Origin of the sequence: Streptomyces sp. C36, from assembly GCF_040932295.1 — a bacterium.
GTDB lineage: Bacteria > Actinomycetota > Actinomycetes > Streptomycetales > Streptomycetaceae > Streptomyces > Streptomyces triculaminicus.
Genome location: NZ_JBFQGI010000009.1, coordinates 1 through 15,066, shown reverse-complemented (window position 1 = coordinate 15,066; position 15,066 = coordinate 1). Strand labels below are relative to the sequence as shown.

Sequence of the window (15,066 nt, the reverse complement as noted above, 5' to 3'; positions counted from 1 at the left end):
CAGGTAATATCACGGGGAGGAGGGACGTCAAGGGTAGGGATCAAGCCGCCCGGCTCACGCCGCGGCCGGCTCCGGCGCCGCCTGCACGGCCGGCTCCAGCCGCGAGCCGTCGGCCGTCTCGTACGCCTCGCGGTCCAGGATCTTCTCCCGGGAGGCCACGAGGATCGGGATCACCGACTGCCCGGCGACGTTCGTCGCGGTGCGCATCATGTCCACGATCGGGTCGATGGCCAGCAGCAGGCCCACGCCCGCCATCGGCAGGCCCAGCGTCGACAGGGTCAGGGTCAGCATCACCGTGGCGCCGGTCAGGCCGGCGGTCGCGGCGGAGCCGATGACCGAGACGAAGACGATCAGGACGTAGTCCTTGATCTCCAGCGGCACGTCGAAGACCTGGGCGACGAAGATCGCGGCGATGGCCGGGTAGATCGAGGCGCAGCCGTCCATCTTGGTCGTCGAGCCGAACGGCACCGCGAAGGAGGCGTACTCCTTCGGCACGCCGAGCCGCTCGGTGACCTTCTGCGTCAGCGGCATGGTGCCGACGGAGGAGCGGGAGACGAAGGCCAGCTGGATGGCCGGCCAGGCGCCCTTGAAGAAGCGCAGCGGGTTGACCTTGGCGACCGTGGCCAGCAGCAGCGGGTAGACGCCGAACAGCACGATGGCGCAGCCGACGTAGATGTCGGCGGTGAAGGTCGCGTACTTGCTGATCAGGCCCCAGCCGTAGGTGTAGACGGCCTTGCCGACCAGGCCCAGGCTGCCGAGCGGGGCGAGGCGGATGACCCACCACAGCACCTTCTGCAGCAGCTGGAGGACGGACTCGCTGAAGGTCAGCAGCGGCTGGGCCTTCTCGCCGATCTGCAGCACGGCGACGCCGGCGACGGCGGCCATGAAGACGATCTGCAGGACGTTCAGCTCGGTGAAGGGCGTGATGACGTCGGTGGGGACGATGCCGGTGAGGAAGTCCAGCCAGGAGCCGTGCTTCTTGGGCTCGGCGCCGTCGGCGGCGGTCAGGCCGGTACCGGCGCCCGGGTCGGTGATCAGGCCGATGGCGAGGCCGATGACGACCGCGATCAGCGACGTGATCATGAACCAGAGCAGGGTCCGGGTGGCCAGCCGGGCGGCGTTGGAGACGTTCCGCAGGTTGGTGATCGACACCAGGATGGCGAAGAACACCAGCGGCGCGACCACCACCATCAGCAGCTGTACGAAGATGCCGCCGGTCTTGTCGAGGGCGGTCTGCAGCCAGGAGACGTCACCACTCTTGGCGACCCAGCCCAGCAGGGCGCCCAGCACGAGGGCGAGCAGGATCTGGGCCCAGAAGGGGACATTGAGGATGCGCGATATGCGCCCGCGCTGAGCGGACGCCGGGTTGGACGGGGGCGTCGACATGCCGACCACGGTAACACCGGCGCTTTGAGCCACTCAAAGGGAAACTTTGAGACGCATGATGCCCGAAACGCGTCGACGCCCTGGCGCGAAAGGGGTATTCCGCGACAGGGCGTCGATGAGGTGTGAGAAGACTTACGCGCCGTTCCGGGCGCCGTCCTCCTGGCCGGCGCTGGCGTCGAGGCGGGCCTTGGCCCGGTCCACCCGCTCCACGATCTGCACCGACATGGCGTCGCGCTGCTTGCGCAGCAGGACCCAGCTCAGCGGGGCGGAGAGGATGAGCGCGAGCAGCACCATCCAGACCAGGTTGGAGTCGCCGGCCCCGAGCGGGATGACGTGCGCGTAGCACAGCACCCACACCAGGGCGAAGCATGCGACGAGCAGGCCCAGACGCAGGGCGGTGTAGCGGAGCGACGCGTACTTCTGGCTACTCACGGACGGGACCTTCTTCTCGACGACGACCGAAAGGTGCGGCTTGGTACAGCCAGTACAGCACGCCGCGAAGTGGATCTCAGACCCGCATCGGCTGCGGCGATTCCCGCAGCGAGGCGTCCGGACCGGGGTACTCGCGGATGACCTCGTAGCGGGTGTTGCGCTCGACCGGCCGGAAGCCCGCCTCGCGGATGAGCTCGAGCAGGTCGTCGCGGGTGAGCTTGTTGGGCGTGCCGTAGTTGTCGGCGTCGTGGGTGATCTTGTACTCCACGACCGAGCCGTCCATGTCGTCCGCGCCGTACTGCAGCGCGAGCTGGGCGGTCTGGACGCCGTGCATCACCCAGAACACCTTCACGTGCGGCACGTTGTCGAACAGCAGCCGCGAGACCGCGAAGGTCTTGAGCGCCTCGGCGCCCGTCGCCATCGACGTGCGGGCCTGCAGGCGGTTACGGATCTTGCCGTCCTGCATGTCCACGAAGTCGTGCTGGTAGCGCAGCGGGATGAAGACGTGGAAGCCGCCGGTCTCGTCCTGCAGCTCGCGCAGCCGCAGCACGTGGTCCACGCGGTGGCGGGGCTCCTCGATGTGGCCGTAGAGCATCGTGCAGGGGCCCTTGAGGCCCTTGGAGTGCGCCAGACGGTGGATGCGCGACCAGTCCTCCCAGTGGGTGTCGTGGTCGACGATGTGCTGGCGGACCTCCCAGTCGAAGATCTCCGCACCGCCACCGGTCAGCGACTCCAGACCGGCGTCGATCAGCTCGTCGAGGATCTCGTCGGCGGGCAGCCCGGAGATCTTCTCGAAGTGCTGGATCTCGGTGGCGGTGAAGGCCTTCAGGGAGACGTTCGGCAGCGCTTCCTTCAGCGCCCGCAGGGAGCGCGGGTAGTAGCGCCAGGGCAGGGTCGGGTGCAGGCCGTTGACGATGTGCAGCTCGGTGAGGTTCTCGTTCTCCATCGCCTTGGCGAGGCGGACGGCCTCCTCGATGCGCATGGTGTACGCGTCCTTCTCGCCCGGCTTGCGCTGGAACGAGCAGTACGCGCACGACGCCGTGCACACGTTGGTCATGTTGAGGTGGCGGTTGACGTTGAAGTGGACGACGTCGCCGTTCTTGCGCGTGCGCACCTCGTTGGCCAGGCCGCCCAGCCAGGCCAGGTCGTCGGACTCGTACAGAGCGATGCCGTCCTCGCGGGTGAGCCGCTCACCGGCGTGCACCTTCTCCTCCAGCTCACGCTTGAGCCCCGCGTCCATGGATGCGCCCGCCTCTCTGTCACTTCCGCTGCTGCGGCAACCTCAACGAGCGTACTCCCCCGCTCTCACGCCTCCTCGGGGAGCTCACCCACCCGGTTCTCCCACTTGGTGGACAGCACGATGGTCGTCCGGGTGCGGCTGACGCCCTTGGTGCCGGACAGGCGGCGGATGGTGCGCTCCAGGCCGTCCACGTCGCCGACACGGACCTTGAGCATGTACGAGTCGTCGCCGGCGATGAACCAGCAGTCCTCGATCTCCTCCAGGTCGCGCAGCCGCCGGGCCACGTCCTCGTGGTCGGCGGCGTCCGAGAGCTGAATGCCGATCAGGGCGGTGACGCCCAGACCGAGCGACGCGGAGTTGACGGTCGCGCGGTAGCCGGTGATGACGCCCGCCGCCTCCAGGCGGTTGATCCGGTCCGTGACGCTCGGCCCGGACAGGCCGACCAGCCTGCCCAACTCCGCGTACGAGGCCCGGCCGTTCTCCCGTAGAGCCTGGATGAGCTGCCTGTCCACCGCGTCCATTGCCTGGCACCTTTCAATAATCAGCGAAGTCGCCGGTTTACGTGTAGAATCTAAGGCGTGAGGGGCTCTCAGCCCCATAAATCTTTCACCAGATCAGCGAATCAACGACGATCCTTCGATCTCAGGAGTGAAGCGCCCGTGTACTCGATCGAGATGGCCTACGCCCGCATGCGTGAGCTGCAGGACCTGGCCAACCGCTCGCGTGCCCACCAGTCCGCCGACGCGCACCGCGCGAACGAGAAGCCCCGCTTCCGCCGCGCCAAGAAGCGCTAACCCGCGCGGCGGGGACCACTGGCACCACCGAGTTCTCCTTCCCATCGGCGGTACAGCCGGTGCGGCACCCCCGCCGCGTCCAGCACCCTCCCGGCGACGAAGTCCACCAGATCCTGGATGTGCGTCGCCCCCGCGTAGAACGCCGGCGAGGCGGGCAGCACCACGGCTCCCGCTTCGTCGAGCGCCACGAGCTGCCTGAGCGTCTGACCGCTGAGCGGCGTCTCGCGCACCGCGACGATCAACGGCCGGCGCTCCTTGAGCGTCACGCTCGCCACCCGCTGCAGAAGGTCCTTCGACAGACCCATGGCCACTCCGGCCACACAGGCCGTGCTCGCCGGGACGATCAGCATCCCCTTCACGGGGTACGAGCCCGACGACGGCCCGGCGGCGAGGTCGCCCGCCGCCCAGTACCGCACGTCGGACACGTCGACGTCGAAGGTCGCCGGCTTGCCGTCCGCCCCCAGCGCCAGCCAGGCGCGCAGGTCGTCCCGCCAGTGCGCGTCCCGGAACGCGATCCCGGTCTCGTCCAGCAGCGTCAGCCGCGAGGCCCGGCTGACCACCAGGTCCACCGCCTCGCCCGCCGCCAGCAGCCCGCGCACCACCGCCGCGGCGTACGGCGTCCCGGACGCGCCGGAAACGCCCACCACCCACGGCCGGCGCTGCGTTGTGTGTTCATACCGCTCCACGCCCCGAGCCTATCCGCAGGCCGGAGTCACGGCCGAAAAGTCCTTTGACATGCTTAATCTTCCTGGCATTGATTAGGTTTTGCCCAGGATCAGTCAATTGGGGGGGCCATCATCCACCGCACGCACAAGGGCCTGGCCGCACTCGGCGGCCTGGCGCTCATAGCCGCCGCGTCCACCGCCTGCGAGCCCGGCAAGGTCGGCACCGCGGCCAAGGTCCAGCGGGCCTTCGACAACCTGGGCAAGCAGAAGGCCTACTCCGCCGAGATGTCCTTCGACGCGAACGCGGAGAAGATCTACGACGTCCTCAAGGACACGGACGACTTCGACCGCGGTGACGCCGACATGCTCGCGGGCCTGAAGTACTCCTTCTCGGCCGCCTACGACAAGCCGCTCAAGGACGTCACCGACAAGGACGACAAGAGCGCGAAGATCGCCTACAAGGTGGTCCGCGGCGGCAAGCAGCTCGTCGAGGTCCGCTCCACCGACGGCAAGTCCTATGTGCGCACCGACCTCAAGGAGGTCGTCTCCCTCGTCCAGAAGTCCGGCAAGGACGGCGGGGGCTCGGAGCTGGGCGCTCCGGGGGCGGCCATCGACGAGATGATGAAGAAGGCCGACCGGCTGCCCGCCGACATGGGCGGGGTCAAGAGCGCGCTCAAGGGCGAGTGGGTCGTCCTCGACAACGCCGTCGCCGAGGAGTTCGCCAAGTCCCAGGGCACCGGCGACACCGACGACACGCCGAACCCCTTCTCGCCGGACGGCAAGTCCCAGAAGCGGTTCCTCGACGCCTTCCGCAAGGCGCTCGGCGACAACGCGCACTTCAAGGACGCCGGCAAGAAGAACGGCGTGGACCACGTGCTGGTCACCGTCCCGGCGAAGAAGGTCGCCGAGGACCTCAAGGAGGGCCTCAAGCCGCTGAAGGACAAGCTGAATCCTTTCGGCAAGCAGGACAAGGGCAAGGGCGACAGCCTCGAGGACCTCCCCGAGAAGCTCACGGTCGACGTCGCCGTCAAGAACGGCACGCTCACCGGGCTGACCGTCGACGCCGGCCAATTCGACAAGAAGGCCAAGGGCGAACTGCCGCTGGCCATCACCGTCAAGAACGGCGACGCCGCGGCCGTCGAGGTCCCCTCCGGCGCTCAGGAACTCAAGCCGCAGGACCTCCTCCGCGCGCTCATGACCATGGGCGCCGACCGCCTCGGCGACGAGGGCGGGGCGCACGGGCGCCCGGAGAAGACCGGCTTCGAAGGCATCTGACGACGGGACGGCACGGACGACACGAAGGGGCGGCCCCACCGATCCGGTGGGGCCGCCCCTTCGTGTCCGTACGGCTGTGTCCGTACGGCGGTCAGGACACCGTCAGGCCCCGCACCAGCAGGTCGAGCAGCGCGCAGACGAAGAGCGCGATACCGACGAAACCGTTGACCGTGAAGAACGCGCGGTTGAGCCGCGAGAGGTCGTGCGGCTTCACGATCGTGTGCTCGTACAGGAACGCGCCCGCCACGACCACCAGCCCGGCCCAGAAGAACACCCCGGCGCCGACGGCCAGCGCGTACCAGACCAGCAGGCCCGTGGTGATCGCGTGACAGACCCGCGCGCCGTACAGCGAGGCCGGGACGCCGAAGCGGGCCGGGGTGGACTTCACCCCGTGCTCACGGTCCGACTCCACGTCCTGGCAGGCGTAGATCAGGTCGAAGCCGCCGATCCAGACGCCCACGGCGAGGCCCAGGATCACCGACTCCCAGGACCACTCCCCCGTCACCGCCAGCCACGCGCCCACCGGCGCCATGGCCTGGGCGAGGCCCAGGATCGCGTGCGGGAAGTGGGTGAAGCGCTTGCCGTACGGATAGACCACCATCGGGATCACGGCGATCGGCGCGAGCGCCAGGCACAGCGGGTTCAGCAGCGCGGCGGCACCGAGGAAGAAGACCACGGCCACCCCCGCCCCGGTCCACGCCGAGCGCACCGACACCGCGCCCGTCACCATCTCCCGGCCCGCCGTGCGGGGGTTACGGGCGTCGATCTCGCGGTCGATGACGCGGTTGCAGGCCATCGCGAAGGTGCGCAGCCCCACCATGGCGATGGTGACCAGCAGCAACCGCACCCAGTGGACGTTCCCGTCCAGCTGGAACATCGCCGTCAGGGCGGCGATGTAGGCGAAGGGCAGTGCGAAGACCGAGTGCTCGATCATCACCAGGCGCAGGAACGCCTTGGTCCGGCCCGGTTGGGCGACGGCGGCCGTGGTCACAGCCCGTACTCCTTCCAGCGGCGGTCGACCGTGGCGGCCGTCTCCGGGTCCGACTCGACCATCCGCGGCCAGCCTCCGTCGCGGGTGTAGCCCTCCTCGGGCCACTTCGCGGTGGCGTCGATGCCCGCCTTGCCGCCCCAGAACTGCTGGTAGGAGGCGTGGTCGAGGTGGTCGACCGGGCCCTCGACGACGGTGAGGTCGCGGGTGTAGTCGGTGTTGCCCAGGGCCCGCCAGGACACCTCGTGCAGGTCGTGGACGTCGCAGTCGGAGTCGACGACGATGATCAGCTTGGTCAGCGACATCATGTGCGCGCCCCAGATGGCGTGCATGACCTTCTGGGCGTGCTTGGGGTACTTCTTGTCGATCGAGACGATCGCGCAGTTGTGGAAGCCGCCGGACTCCGGCAGGTGGTAGTCCACGATGTCGGGGACGATCACCTTCAGCAGCGGCAGGAAGAAGCGCTCGGTGGCCCGGCCCAGCGGCCCGTCCTCGGTCGGCGGACGGCCGACGACGATCGACTGCAGCAGCGGGCGCCGCCGCATGGTGACGCAGTCGATGGTGAGCGCCGGGAAGTCCTCCTGCGGCGTGTAGAAGCCGGTGTGGTCGCCGAAGGGGCCCTCGGGGAGCATCTTCCCGGGCTCGAGCCAGCCCTCGATGACGACCTCGGCATTGGCCGGGACCTGCAGCGGCACGGTCTTGCAGTCGACCATCTCGACCCGCTTGCCCTGGATGAAGCCGGCGAGGAGGTACTCGTCGATGTCGCCGGGCAGCGGCGCGGTGGAGGCGTACGTCACCGCCGGCGGGCAGCCGAAGGCGATGGCGACCGGCAGACGCTCGCCGCGCTTGGCCGCCACCTGGTAGTGGTTGCGGCTGTCCTTGTGGATCTGCCAGTGCATGCCGATGGTGCGCTTGTCGTGGCGCTGCAGGCGGTAGAGGCCGAGGTTCCGGACGCCGGTCTCGGGGTGCTTGGTGTGGGTGAGACCGAGGTTGAAGAAGGAGCCGCCGTCCTCGGGCCAGGTGAACAGCGCCGGCAGCTGCTCGAGGTCGACGTCGTCGCCGGTGAGGACGACCTCCTGGACCGGCGCGTCCTTGACCTTCTTCGGCGGTACGTGCGCCATCGCGCCCAGCTTGCCGAAGGCCTCGCGCATGCCGATGAAGCCCTGCGGCAGCTCGGGCTTGAGCAGCCCGCCGATCTTCTCGCTGATCTCCTCGTAGGACTTCAGGCCGAGGGCCTTGAGGAGCCGGCGGTCGGTGCCGAAGACGTTCATGGCGAGCGGCATGGCCGCGCCCTTGACGTTCTCGAAGAGCAGCGCGGGACCGCCCGACTTGTTCACTCTGTCGACGATCTCCCCGATCTCCAGGTACGGGTCGACTTCAGCCTTGATGCGCTTGAGATCGCCATCGCGCTCCAGTGCCCGCAGGAAGGAGCGAAGATCGTCGTAAGCCATGCGTTCCAGTATCGAGCACGCACTACCCTGGACCCGTCACGGGGGCCGCCGAGCGGCCCGCATCACCGCTCTCCGGGGGCCGCCGCCATGCTCAGGTATCTGCCGTTCCTGCTGATCCTGGCGTTGTGGATCTATGCCTTCATCGACTGCCTGAACACTCCGGAGAACGAGGTACGAGGCCTGCCGAAGCTGGCGTGGGTGTTCGTCATCCTGCTCTTCGGCGAGGTGCTCGTGGGCCCGGTGGCCTGGCTGGTCGCCGGCCGGCCCCGCGCCCGTACGCACACCCGCCCGGCGCGCCGGGAGTGGGTGGCGCCGGACGACAACCCCGAGTTCCTGCGCTCGCTGAGGAAGGACGACGACAAGGACCCGGGCGGCGAGGGCCCGAAGGGTTAGGCCGACGGGCTAGTCCAGCCGCCCGCTCTCGTAGCGCTCCCGCAGCTCGCGCCAGCGGTCCATCGTCCACTGCGACCAGTCGGCCGGCTGCCCGCCGAGGGCCTGCAGCAGGTACTCGAAGTGGTGGTGCCAGCCGGCGAGGCAGTCCAGGCGGACGTCGTCGGGCCCGGTCATCTCGTTGGTGAAGTGCAGCAGCGTCCCGCCCACGCCCAGCGGCCCGCGCTCCAGCTCGAAGCGGATCCGCCCGTGGATCTCGACGGTGTACTCGACGAGCTGCGTCGGATCCCAGGCGGTCACCCGGCCGGGAGCGACCGTGGCATGGCCCTTGGCGTCGGTGTTCTGCCACCGCAGCGTGATCGCCCCGCCCTCGCGCTGCTCGAACGGATCGGCGACGGCCAGCCACGCCGGCAGCCCCTCGGGGGTGGCGATGGCGGCCCACACCTCGTCGACGGGGTACGGGATCGACAGCTCGTAGCGCAGGACGTGGATGTCGCCCTTGGTCTCGGACGCGCCGTAGGGGGAGGGGATCTCCATGGGTCCACGTCTAACACGGTCGGCGGCGGCTCGCCTGCCGGCGCTCGCGCGAAGGCCCGCTCCCCCGAACGAGGAAGCGGGCCTTCGTACGCGCGCGTGGCGCGAGCGTGCGGTCACACCCCCGCGTAGGAGTGCTTGCCGCTCAGCAGGATGTTCACGCCGTAGTAGTTGAAGAGGTAGCAGGCGAAGGCCAGCAGGGCCAGGTAGGCGGCCTTGCGGCCCTTCCAGCCGGCGGTGGCGCGGGCGTGGAGGTAGCAGGCGTAGGCGACCCAGGTGATGAAGGACCAGACCTCCTTGGGGTCCCAGCCCCAGTAGCGGCCCCAGGCGGCCTCGGCCCAGATCGCGCCCGCGATGATCGTGAACGTCCACAGCGGGAAGACGGTGGCGTTGATGCGGTACGCGAACTTGTCCAGCGTGGCGGCCGACGGCAGGCGGGAGAGGACGTTGTCCCAGGCACTGGCGGGTCGGCCCTCGACGGCACGCGCCTCGTGGGCGTCGCGGAAGAGGTAGAACAGGCTCGACGTCGCGCCCACCCACAGCGCCGCGCCCGAGAGGATGGCGCAGGAGACGTGGATCCACAGCCAGTACGAGTGCAGGGCGGGCACCAGCTGGTCGCTGTCGGTGTAGAGCACGGAGACGGCCAGGCCCAGGTCGAGGAGGATCGACGTGGTCAGCGGCAGGCCCAGCCAGCGGACGTTCTTCTTGGCGACGAGCAGGCCGAGGTAGACGCCGACGGCGGCCATGGCGAAGGTCGTGGAGAACTCGTACATGTTGCCCCACGGCGCCCGCTGCACCGACAGGGCGCGGCTGAGCACGCCGCCCACGTGCAGGGCGAAGGCCAGCACGGTCAGGGAGACGGCGATGCGGCCGTAGAGGTCGCCCTTCTCGCTGCCGCCCGCGGCGCCGGGGCCGTCGGGGACGTCACGGCTGCCGGGGGCGGAGCGGGTGACGACCTTGGGGCGCTCCAGGACGGCCGTGCCGCCGCCCTGCGCGCTCTTGGCGGTGGTGACGGTCACCGCGGCCGCGGCAGGCGCCGTGAGCGCGGCCGCGGTCCGGCCGACGGCGCTGCGGCTGCCGAAGACCCACTCCGCGATGTGCGCGAGGAAGGCGAGGGTGTAGACGGCCATGGCCGAGTAGACCAGCACATTGCTGATGTGGGCCAGGTTCTCGTTGGTTGCGGCGGCGAGGGTCACGCGCGCGCTCCTTCGGACGTTTCGGCGGGGGCTTCGGTGGCTGGGGAGGCGCCTTCGCGGGCGTCGTCGGCGGGCGCGTCCGGCGCGCCGGCCCCGGTGTCGTCGGTGGCGTCGCCGGCCACCTGCGGGGCGTCCGGCTGCAGGGCCGCGGCCAGGTCGGCGAGCTCCTCGGGCAGCCGGGCGGACTCGCTGCGGCCGAGACCGGCCAGCTCCACGACCGTGGTGCCGTCCGCGCCCCTGACCGCCCGCACCCACACGCGGCGGCGCTGGATGAACAGCGACCCGGCCAGGCCGAGCAGCGCGGCGACGGCGCCGGCCAGCGCGGCGCCGTTGCCCGGCTTCTGGGAGACCTGGAAGGTGGCCCACTGCCGGATGCCGTCGAAGTGCAGCGTGCCCGCGCCGTCCGGCAGCGTCATGGTGTCGCCGACCTTCATGGCCTGGGCGAAGGCCCTGCCGTCCGGGTTCTTGAACTGCTTCATCTTCGTCGTGTCGAGCTGGTACACGCTCTGCGGCACGCCCGAGTCGACGCCGAGGCTGCCCCGGTAGGCGGTCAGCACCAGCCGCGGATTGTCCAGCGCGGGGAACTGGCTGAACATGGTGCCGGTGCGCAGGTCCAGCGTCGGCACGAAGTTGCCCTGGAAGCCCAGGTCGTCGGGCTTGCCGTCCTTGTCGCGGTAGTCGGCCACCTTCAGCACCGAGGTCTCGGTGACGTTGCTGTCCAGCGGCAGCGAGGGGATCGGCCCCCTGAAGGCGATGTCGCCCTTGCCGTCGCGGACGGTGACCATCGGGGCGTAGCCGTGGCCGATGAGGTAGACCTTCGAGCGGCTCGTCTCCAGCGGCTCGTTCACCTTGATGGTGGCCTTGCGGCGCTCGGCGCCGGGCTTGTCCCGGTAGGTGACGTGGGCGGCGTAGTCGCGCGGCGTGCCCTTCTGGGGGCCGGTGCGCTCGTAGCTCCCGGAGAAGCTGTCGAGGTCGAAGTCGAAGGGGTCGAGGTCGTCGGCGTCGAACAGCGAGCCGGCCTTGAAGTCGTCGTACTGGGTGAGGTTGTTCGCGAAGCCGTCGCCCTCGACGACGAGCTTGCCGCCCTCGGACTTCCACAGCTGGCCGGAGGCGAAGGCCACCAGCAGCACGATCAGGGAGATGTGGAAGAGGAGGTTGCCCGCCTCGCGGAGGTAGCCCTTCTCGCCGCCGACCGAGTCCGCGGCCGTCTCGGTGCGGAAGCGGCGCCGCTTGAGGATCCGGCCGGCCGCGGCCAGCACCTGCTCCGGCTCCGCCGACGTGCGCCAGGTGGCGTGGGCGGGCATCCGGTCCAGGTGGCGCGGGGCGGCCGGCGGGCGGCCGCGCAGCTGGCCGACGAACTTCCAGGTGCGCGGGATGATGCAGCCGATGAGGGAGACGAACAGCAGGATGTAGATCGCGGAGAACCACACCGAGCTGTAGACGTGGAAGAGCCCGAGCTTCTCGTACAGGGGCGCGAGGGTCTCGTGCTCCTTCTGCCACTGCTCGGCCTTGAGCTGGTCCACGCCGGTCTGCGGCACGAGCGAGCCGGGGATGGTGGCGAGCGAGAGCAGGAACAGCAGCAGCAGCGCCACCCGCATGGACGTCAGCTGACGCCAGAACCAGCGCACCCAGCCCGTCGCCTCGCGCGCGGACCAGGCCAGCCACCCCAGCGCGCCGGGGGCGCGCACGCCGCCGAAGGAGCCGGGCATCGCCTGGCCCCGGTCCTCGGCGGGGGCGGTGGACATCCGCGCGCCCGCGGCGCCGGCCTCGGATTCCTCCGGGGCCGGTGCGGATGCGCTCTTATCGGTCTTGGCCATCGATCAGATCCCAGGGGTGAAGTTGCTCGACCACGTCTGCAGGTCCGCGACCATGCTGTCCCACAAACCTGTGACGAGGAGCAGGCCGACCGCGACGAGCATCCCGCCGCCGATCCGCATGACCCACGCGTAGTGCCGTTTGACCCAGCCGAACGCGCCCAGCGCCCGCCGGAACGCCACGGCCGCCAGGACGAACGGCACGCCCAGCCCCGCGCAGTAGGCGACGGTCAGCAGCGCGCCGCGGCCGGCGCTGGCCTGCTGCGAGGACAGGGAGAGCACGGCGCCGAGCGTCGGCCCGATGCACGGCGTCCAGCCGAGCCCGAAGAGGACGCCCAGCAGCGGCGCGCCCACCAGGCCCATGGTGGGCCGGGTGTGGAAGCGGAACTCGCGCTGGCCGAAGAGGTTGAAGGCCCCCATGAAGCCGAGGCCGAGCAGGATCGTCACGCCGCCCAGCACCATGGAGATCGTCTGCTTGTGGGCGAGCAGCGTCTCGCCGAAGAAGCCGAAGAGGGCGCCGAAGGAGACGAAGACGGCGGTGAAGCCGAGGACGAAGAGCGAGGTGCCCAGGGCCATCCGGCCGCGCTTGGCCTCGGCCATGTCGGCGCCGCTGACGCCGGTGACGTAGGAGAGGTAGCCGGGGACGAGCGGCAGCACGCACGGCGAGAAGAAGGAGACCAGCCCGCCGAGCACCGCCACGGGCAGGGCCAGGAGCAGGGCGCCGGTCTCGACGGTCTGGTTCACGTCGCCCACGGCGGCCAGGGTGATCGTGGCGGTCACCGGGGTCACTTCTCCGCGACCAGCGGGTCGAGCGTCTTGCGCAGCTCGTCCTCGGTCAGCGCCTTCAGGGCGCGGGCCGCGATCTTCCCGTCCCGGTCGATGAAGATCGTCGAGGGGATGGCCTGCGGGTTGAGGCTGCCCTTGGGGAAGCGCAGCAGCAGCTTGCCGGAGGAGTCGTACAGGCTCGGGTACGGAACCTCGAACTCCTTCTCGAACTTCAGGCCGGGGGCGGGGTCGGGGTCGCGGGTGTCGAGCCCGACGAACTGCACGCCCTTGTCCTTGTAGTCGTTGGCGACCTTGACGAGGTTGGGCGCCTCGGCGCGGCAGGGCGAGCACCACGAGCCCCAGACGTTCAGGACGACGATCTTGCCCTTGTAGTCGTCGGCGACGTCGAGGTCCTTGCCCTCCAGGGTCTTGCCCGTGAGGTCCGGCGCGGCCTGCCGGTCCCCGCGCTCCTTGACCACGCTCACCCCGCCCGTGCCCTGCACGAACTGGGTCTGCCCCCCGCTGCCGGAGGTCTTGCCGGAACCGCAGGCGCTGAGCGTCAGCGCCGCCAGGACGGCGACGGCGGCGGCCGGCAGGGTGGTACGACGGCGTGAAAGTGGGCGTCGAAGGGCGCGGCAGGCACTCATGTGAAAAGTTTCGCATGGGCGGTTTGGGGATCTTCCGCACCCCCCTCGGTCCGCTTCGGCCTCCCTCCGGCACCCGGCCGGCGGCGGCCCGCCGTTCTCAGTCGGCCTTGGCGCTCCATTTCTCGCCGACGTCGAGCCGGCGCAGCTTCTTCAGCACCGCCGGGCTCTGCACGTCGAGCCAGTCGACGAATTGCCGGAAGGACACCACGCGGACGTCACGCCGCTTGTCGTCGGCCATGTATTTGAACGCCTCCTCCACGGCGTCCATGTAAATCCCGCCGTTCCATTCCTCGAAGTGGTTTCCCACGAAGAACGGCGCCCGGTTCGTCTCGTAGGCCCGGTCGAAGCCCGCGATGTACGACTCGGTGGCCTGCTTTCGCCAGGCGGGGTAGTTGTACGAGGCTCCCCGCGTCGTGTTCTTCGACTGATTGGCGAGGATGTTGTAGTCCATCGAGAGGACTTCGAAAGAGTGACCCGGGAAGGGCATCTGCTGCAGCGGAAGGTCCCAGATCCCGTGTTTCTTCCCCGGCCACATCTGCTGGCCGCCGGCGGAACTCGCGTCGTAGCGCCAGCCGAGTTTCGCGGCGGTCGGCAGGAGATTGTCCTGACCGAGCAGGCAGGGGGTGCGGGCGCCGACGAGTTCCTTGCGGTAGTCGAAGGGCAGCGGCTCGAGGTCGGTGAATCCGGTGTGGGTCCGCCAGCGGGTGACGAAGGAGACGGCCTGCTCGATCTCGGATTCCCAGTCCGCGGGCGTCCAGTGGGCGACCGAGCCGCTGCCGGAGCAGAAATGCCCGTTGAAGTGCGTGCCGACCTCGTGGCCCTCGAGCCAGGCCTGGCGCAGGCAGGTGAGCGTGGTCCTGATGTGCCCGTCGGTCAGGTAGCCGATGTCGGAGGCGCCCCGGGGATTGTTCGGCGGCTCGTAGAGGTCCTTCTTGGACTCGGGCACGAGGTAGATACCGGAGAGGAAGAACGTCATCTTCGCGTCGTACTCCCGGGCCAGCTTCAGGAAGCGGGGGAAGAGGCCGTTACCGACCTCGCCCGCCCCGTCCCAGGAGAAGATCACGAACTGCGGGGGCTTCTGACCCGGCTCCAGGGGCTCCGGCTTGGGGGGCTGCTGTGGCTGCTTGCCCGCGTCGGCCGTGGAGCCGTCCCCCAGGGGCCGGGCCTTGGCGGCCGGCTTGGCGGCGGGATCCACCTGCTTCGGGCCCGGCCCGCCGGCCGGGCCCGAGCCCGAAGAACACCCCGCGACCGTGCCCAGCGCGGCGGCCGCTCCCACCCCCAGTTCGAGGAGACCTCGTCGGCTGATGTCGCGCATGTCGTCTCCGTCCACATCGATGCGCCCCAATACCATACGTCGTCCATATAAATGGACATTAGGTATGAGGGCGCGCCGAACTACGACGGTTGCGCGCTTTTACTCGCCTTTAGGGGTGTATCGCAGTGCGGACCTGACCGAGCGCCAGGGCGCACACGCCCGCGCATCGGACAC

16 protein-coding genes are annotated in these 15,066 nt (G+C 69.6%); 3 read left to right on the top strand and 13 right to left on the bottom strand.

Going from position 1 to position 15,066, the window contains the following annotated elements; all coding sequences use genetic code 11:
* Nucleotides 1-54: 54 nt before the first annotated feature.
* The 4 genes from AB4K12_RS25690 to AB4K12_RS25675 form a co-directional block, all read right to left on the bottom strand.
* Complete coding sequence (locus tag AB4K12_RS25690) at nucleotides 55-1,386, bottom strand: dicarboxylate/amino acid:cation symporter (protein ID WP_368436579.1); 1,332 nt, start codon at nucleotides 1,384-1,386, stop codon at nucleotides 55-57.
* 132 nt (nucleotides 1,387-1,518) lie between these two features.
* Nucleotides 1,519-1,818: a DUF4229 domain-containing protein gene (locus AB4K12_RS25685; protein ID WP_368436578.1), complete on the bottom strand. Its 300-nt coding sequence runs from the start codon at nucleotides 1,816-1,818 to the stop codon at nucleotides 1,519-1,521.
* A 76-nt stretch (nucleotides 1,819-1,894) separates the two neighbouring features.
* Nucleotides 1,895-3,058, bottom strand: coding sequence for an aminofutalosine synthase MqnE (gene mqnE, locus AB4K12_RS25680; RefSeq protein ID WP_362262672.1), 1,164 nt, complete (start codon nucleotides 3,056-3,058; stop codon nucleotides 1,895-1,897).
* A gap of 65 nt (nucleotides 3,059-3,123) precedes the next feature.
* Nucleotides 3,124-3,579: an Lrp/AsnC family transcriptional regulator gene (locus AB4K12_RS25675; protein ID WP_086567598.1), complete on the bottom strand. Its 456-nt coding sequence runs from the start codon at nucleotides 3,577-3,579 to the stop codon at nucleotides 3,124-3,126.
* A 138-nt stretch (nucleotides 3,580-3,717) separates the two neighbouring features.
* On the opposite strand from AB4K12_RS25675, the gene AB4K12_RS25670 reads away from it, so the two are divergent.
* Nucleotides 3,718-3,852 (top strand): hypothetical protein, encoded by a 135-nt coding sequence (locus AB4K12_RS25670; protein WP_278186245.1) that lies wholly within the window; start codon nucleotides 3,718-3,720, stop codon nucleotides 3,850-3,852.
* Here AB4K12_RS25670 and AB4K12_RS25665 read toward each other — a convergent pair.
* Complete coding sequence (locus AB4K12_RS25665; protein ID WP_368436576.1) at nucleotides 3,849-4,538, bottom strand: UbiX family flavin prenyltransferase; 690 nt, start codon at nucleotides 4,536-4,538, stop codon at nucleotides 3,849-3,851. The genes AB4K12_RS25670 and AB4K12_RS25665 overlap by 4 nt on opposite strands.
* 264 nt (nucleotides 4,539-4,802) lie before the next feature.
* On the opposite strand from AB4K12_RS25665, the gene AB4K12_RS25660 reads away from it, so the two are divergent.
* Nucleotides 4,803-5,792, top strand: a complete 990-nt coding sequence (locus AB4K12_RS25660) for a hypothetical protein (protein ID WP_368436575.1) — start codon at nucleotides 4,803-4,805, stop codon at nucleotides 5,790-5,792.
* Nucleotides 5,793-5,883: 91 nt separating this feature from the next.
* On the opposite strand, the gene mqnP is transcribed toward AB4K12_RS25660, so the two are convergent.
* Together mqnP and AB4K12_RS25650 are read right to left on the bottom strand one after the other, a co-directional pair.
* On the bottom strand, nucleotides 5,884-6,783 hold the full coding sequence (mqnP, locus tag AB4K12_RS25655) for a menaquinone biosynthesis prenyltransferase MqnP (protein ID WP_368436573.1): 900 nt from the start codon (nucleotides 6,781-6,783) through the stop codon (nucleotides 5,884-5,886).
* On the bottom strand, nucleotides 6,780-8,231 hold the full coding sequence (locus tag AB4K12_RS25650; RefSeq protein ID WP_368436572.1) for a menaquinone biosynthesis decarboxylase: 1,452 nt from the start codon (nucleotides 8,229-8,231) through the stop codon (nucleotides 6,780-6,782). The genes mqnP and AB4K12_RS25650 overlap by 4 nt, the downstream gene beginning before the upstream one ends.
* Before the next feature lie 87 nt (nucleotides 8,232-8,318).
* On the opposite strand from AB4K12_RS25650, the gene AB4K12_RS25645 reads away from it, so the two are divergent.
* Nucleotides 8,319-8,624 (top strand): PLD nuclease N-terminal domain-containing protein, encoded by a 306-nt coding sequence (locus AB4K12_RS25645; RefSeq protein WP_368436571.1) that lies wholly within the window; start codon nucleotides 8,319-8,321, stop codon nucleotides 8,622-8,624.
* 9 nt (nucleotides 8,625-8,633) lie between these two features.
* On the opposite strand, the gene AB4K12_RS25640 is transcribed toward AB4K12_RS25645, so the two are convergent.
* The 6 genes from AB4K12_RS25640 to AB4K12_RS25615 form a co-directional block, all read right to left on the bottom strand.
* Nucleotides 8,634-9,158 (bottom strand): SRPBCC domain-containing protein, encoded by a 525-nt coding sequence (locus AB4K12_RS25640; RefSeq protein ID WP_086567586.1) that lies wholly within the window; start codon nucleotides 9,156-9,158, stop codon nucleotides 8,634-8,636.
* Between the two features lie 113 nt (nucleotides 9,159-9,271).
* Entirely contained in the window at nucleotides 9,272-10,351 is a 1,080-nt protein-coding gene (gene ccsB, locus AB4K12_RS25635; protein ID WP_368436569.1) for a c-type cytochrome biogenesis protein CcsB, read from the bottom strand.
* Complete coding sequence (locus AB4K12_RS25630; RefSeq protein WP_368436568.1) at nucleotides 10,348-12,168, bottom strand: cytochrome c biogenesis protein ResB; 1,821 nt, start codon at nucleotides 12,166-12,168, stop codon at nucleotides 10,348-10,350. The genes ccsB and AB4K12_RS25630 overlap by 4 nt, the downstream gene beginning before the upstream one ends.
* A gap of 3 nt (nucleotides 12,169-12,171) precedes the next feature.
* Nucleotides 12,172-12,945: a cytochrome c biogenesis CcdA family protein gene (locus AB4K12_RS25625; protein WP_368436566.1), complete on the bottom strand. Its 774-nt coding sequence runs from the start codon at nucleotides 12,943-12,945 to the stop codon at nucleotides 12,172-12,174.
* A 5-nt stretch (nucleotides 12,946-12,950) separates the two neighbouring features.
* Nucleotides 12,951-13,577: a TlpA family protein disulfide reductase gene (locus AB4K12_RS25620; protein ID WP_368436565.1), complete on the bottom strand. Its 627-nt coding sequence runs from the start codon at nucleotides 13,575-13,577 to the stop codon at nucleotides 12,951-12,953.
* Nucleotides 13,578-13,674: 97 nt separating this feature from the next.
* A complete protein-coding gene (locus AB4K12_RS25615) occupies nucleotides 13,675-14,892 on the bottom strand; it encodes a hypothetical protein (RefSeq protein ID WP_368436563.1) in 1,218 nt (405 codons plus the stop codon).
* Between the last annotated feature and the right edge of the window lie 174 nt (nucleotides 14,893-15,066).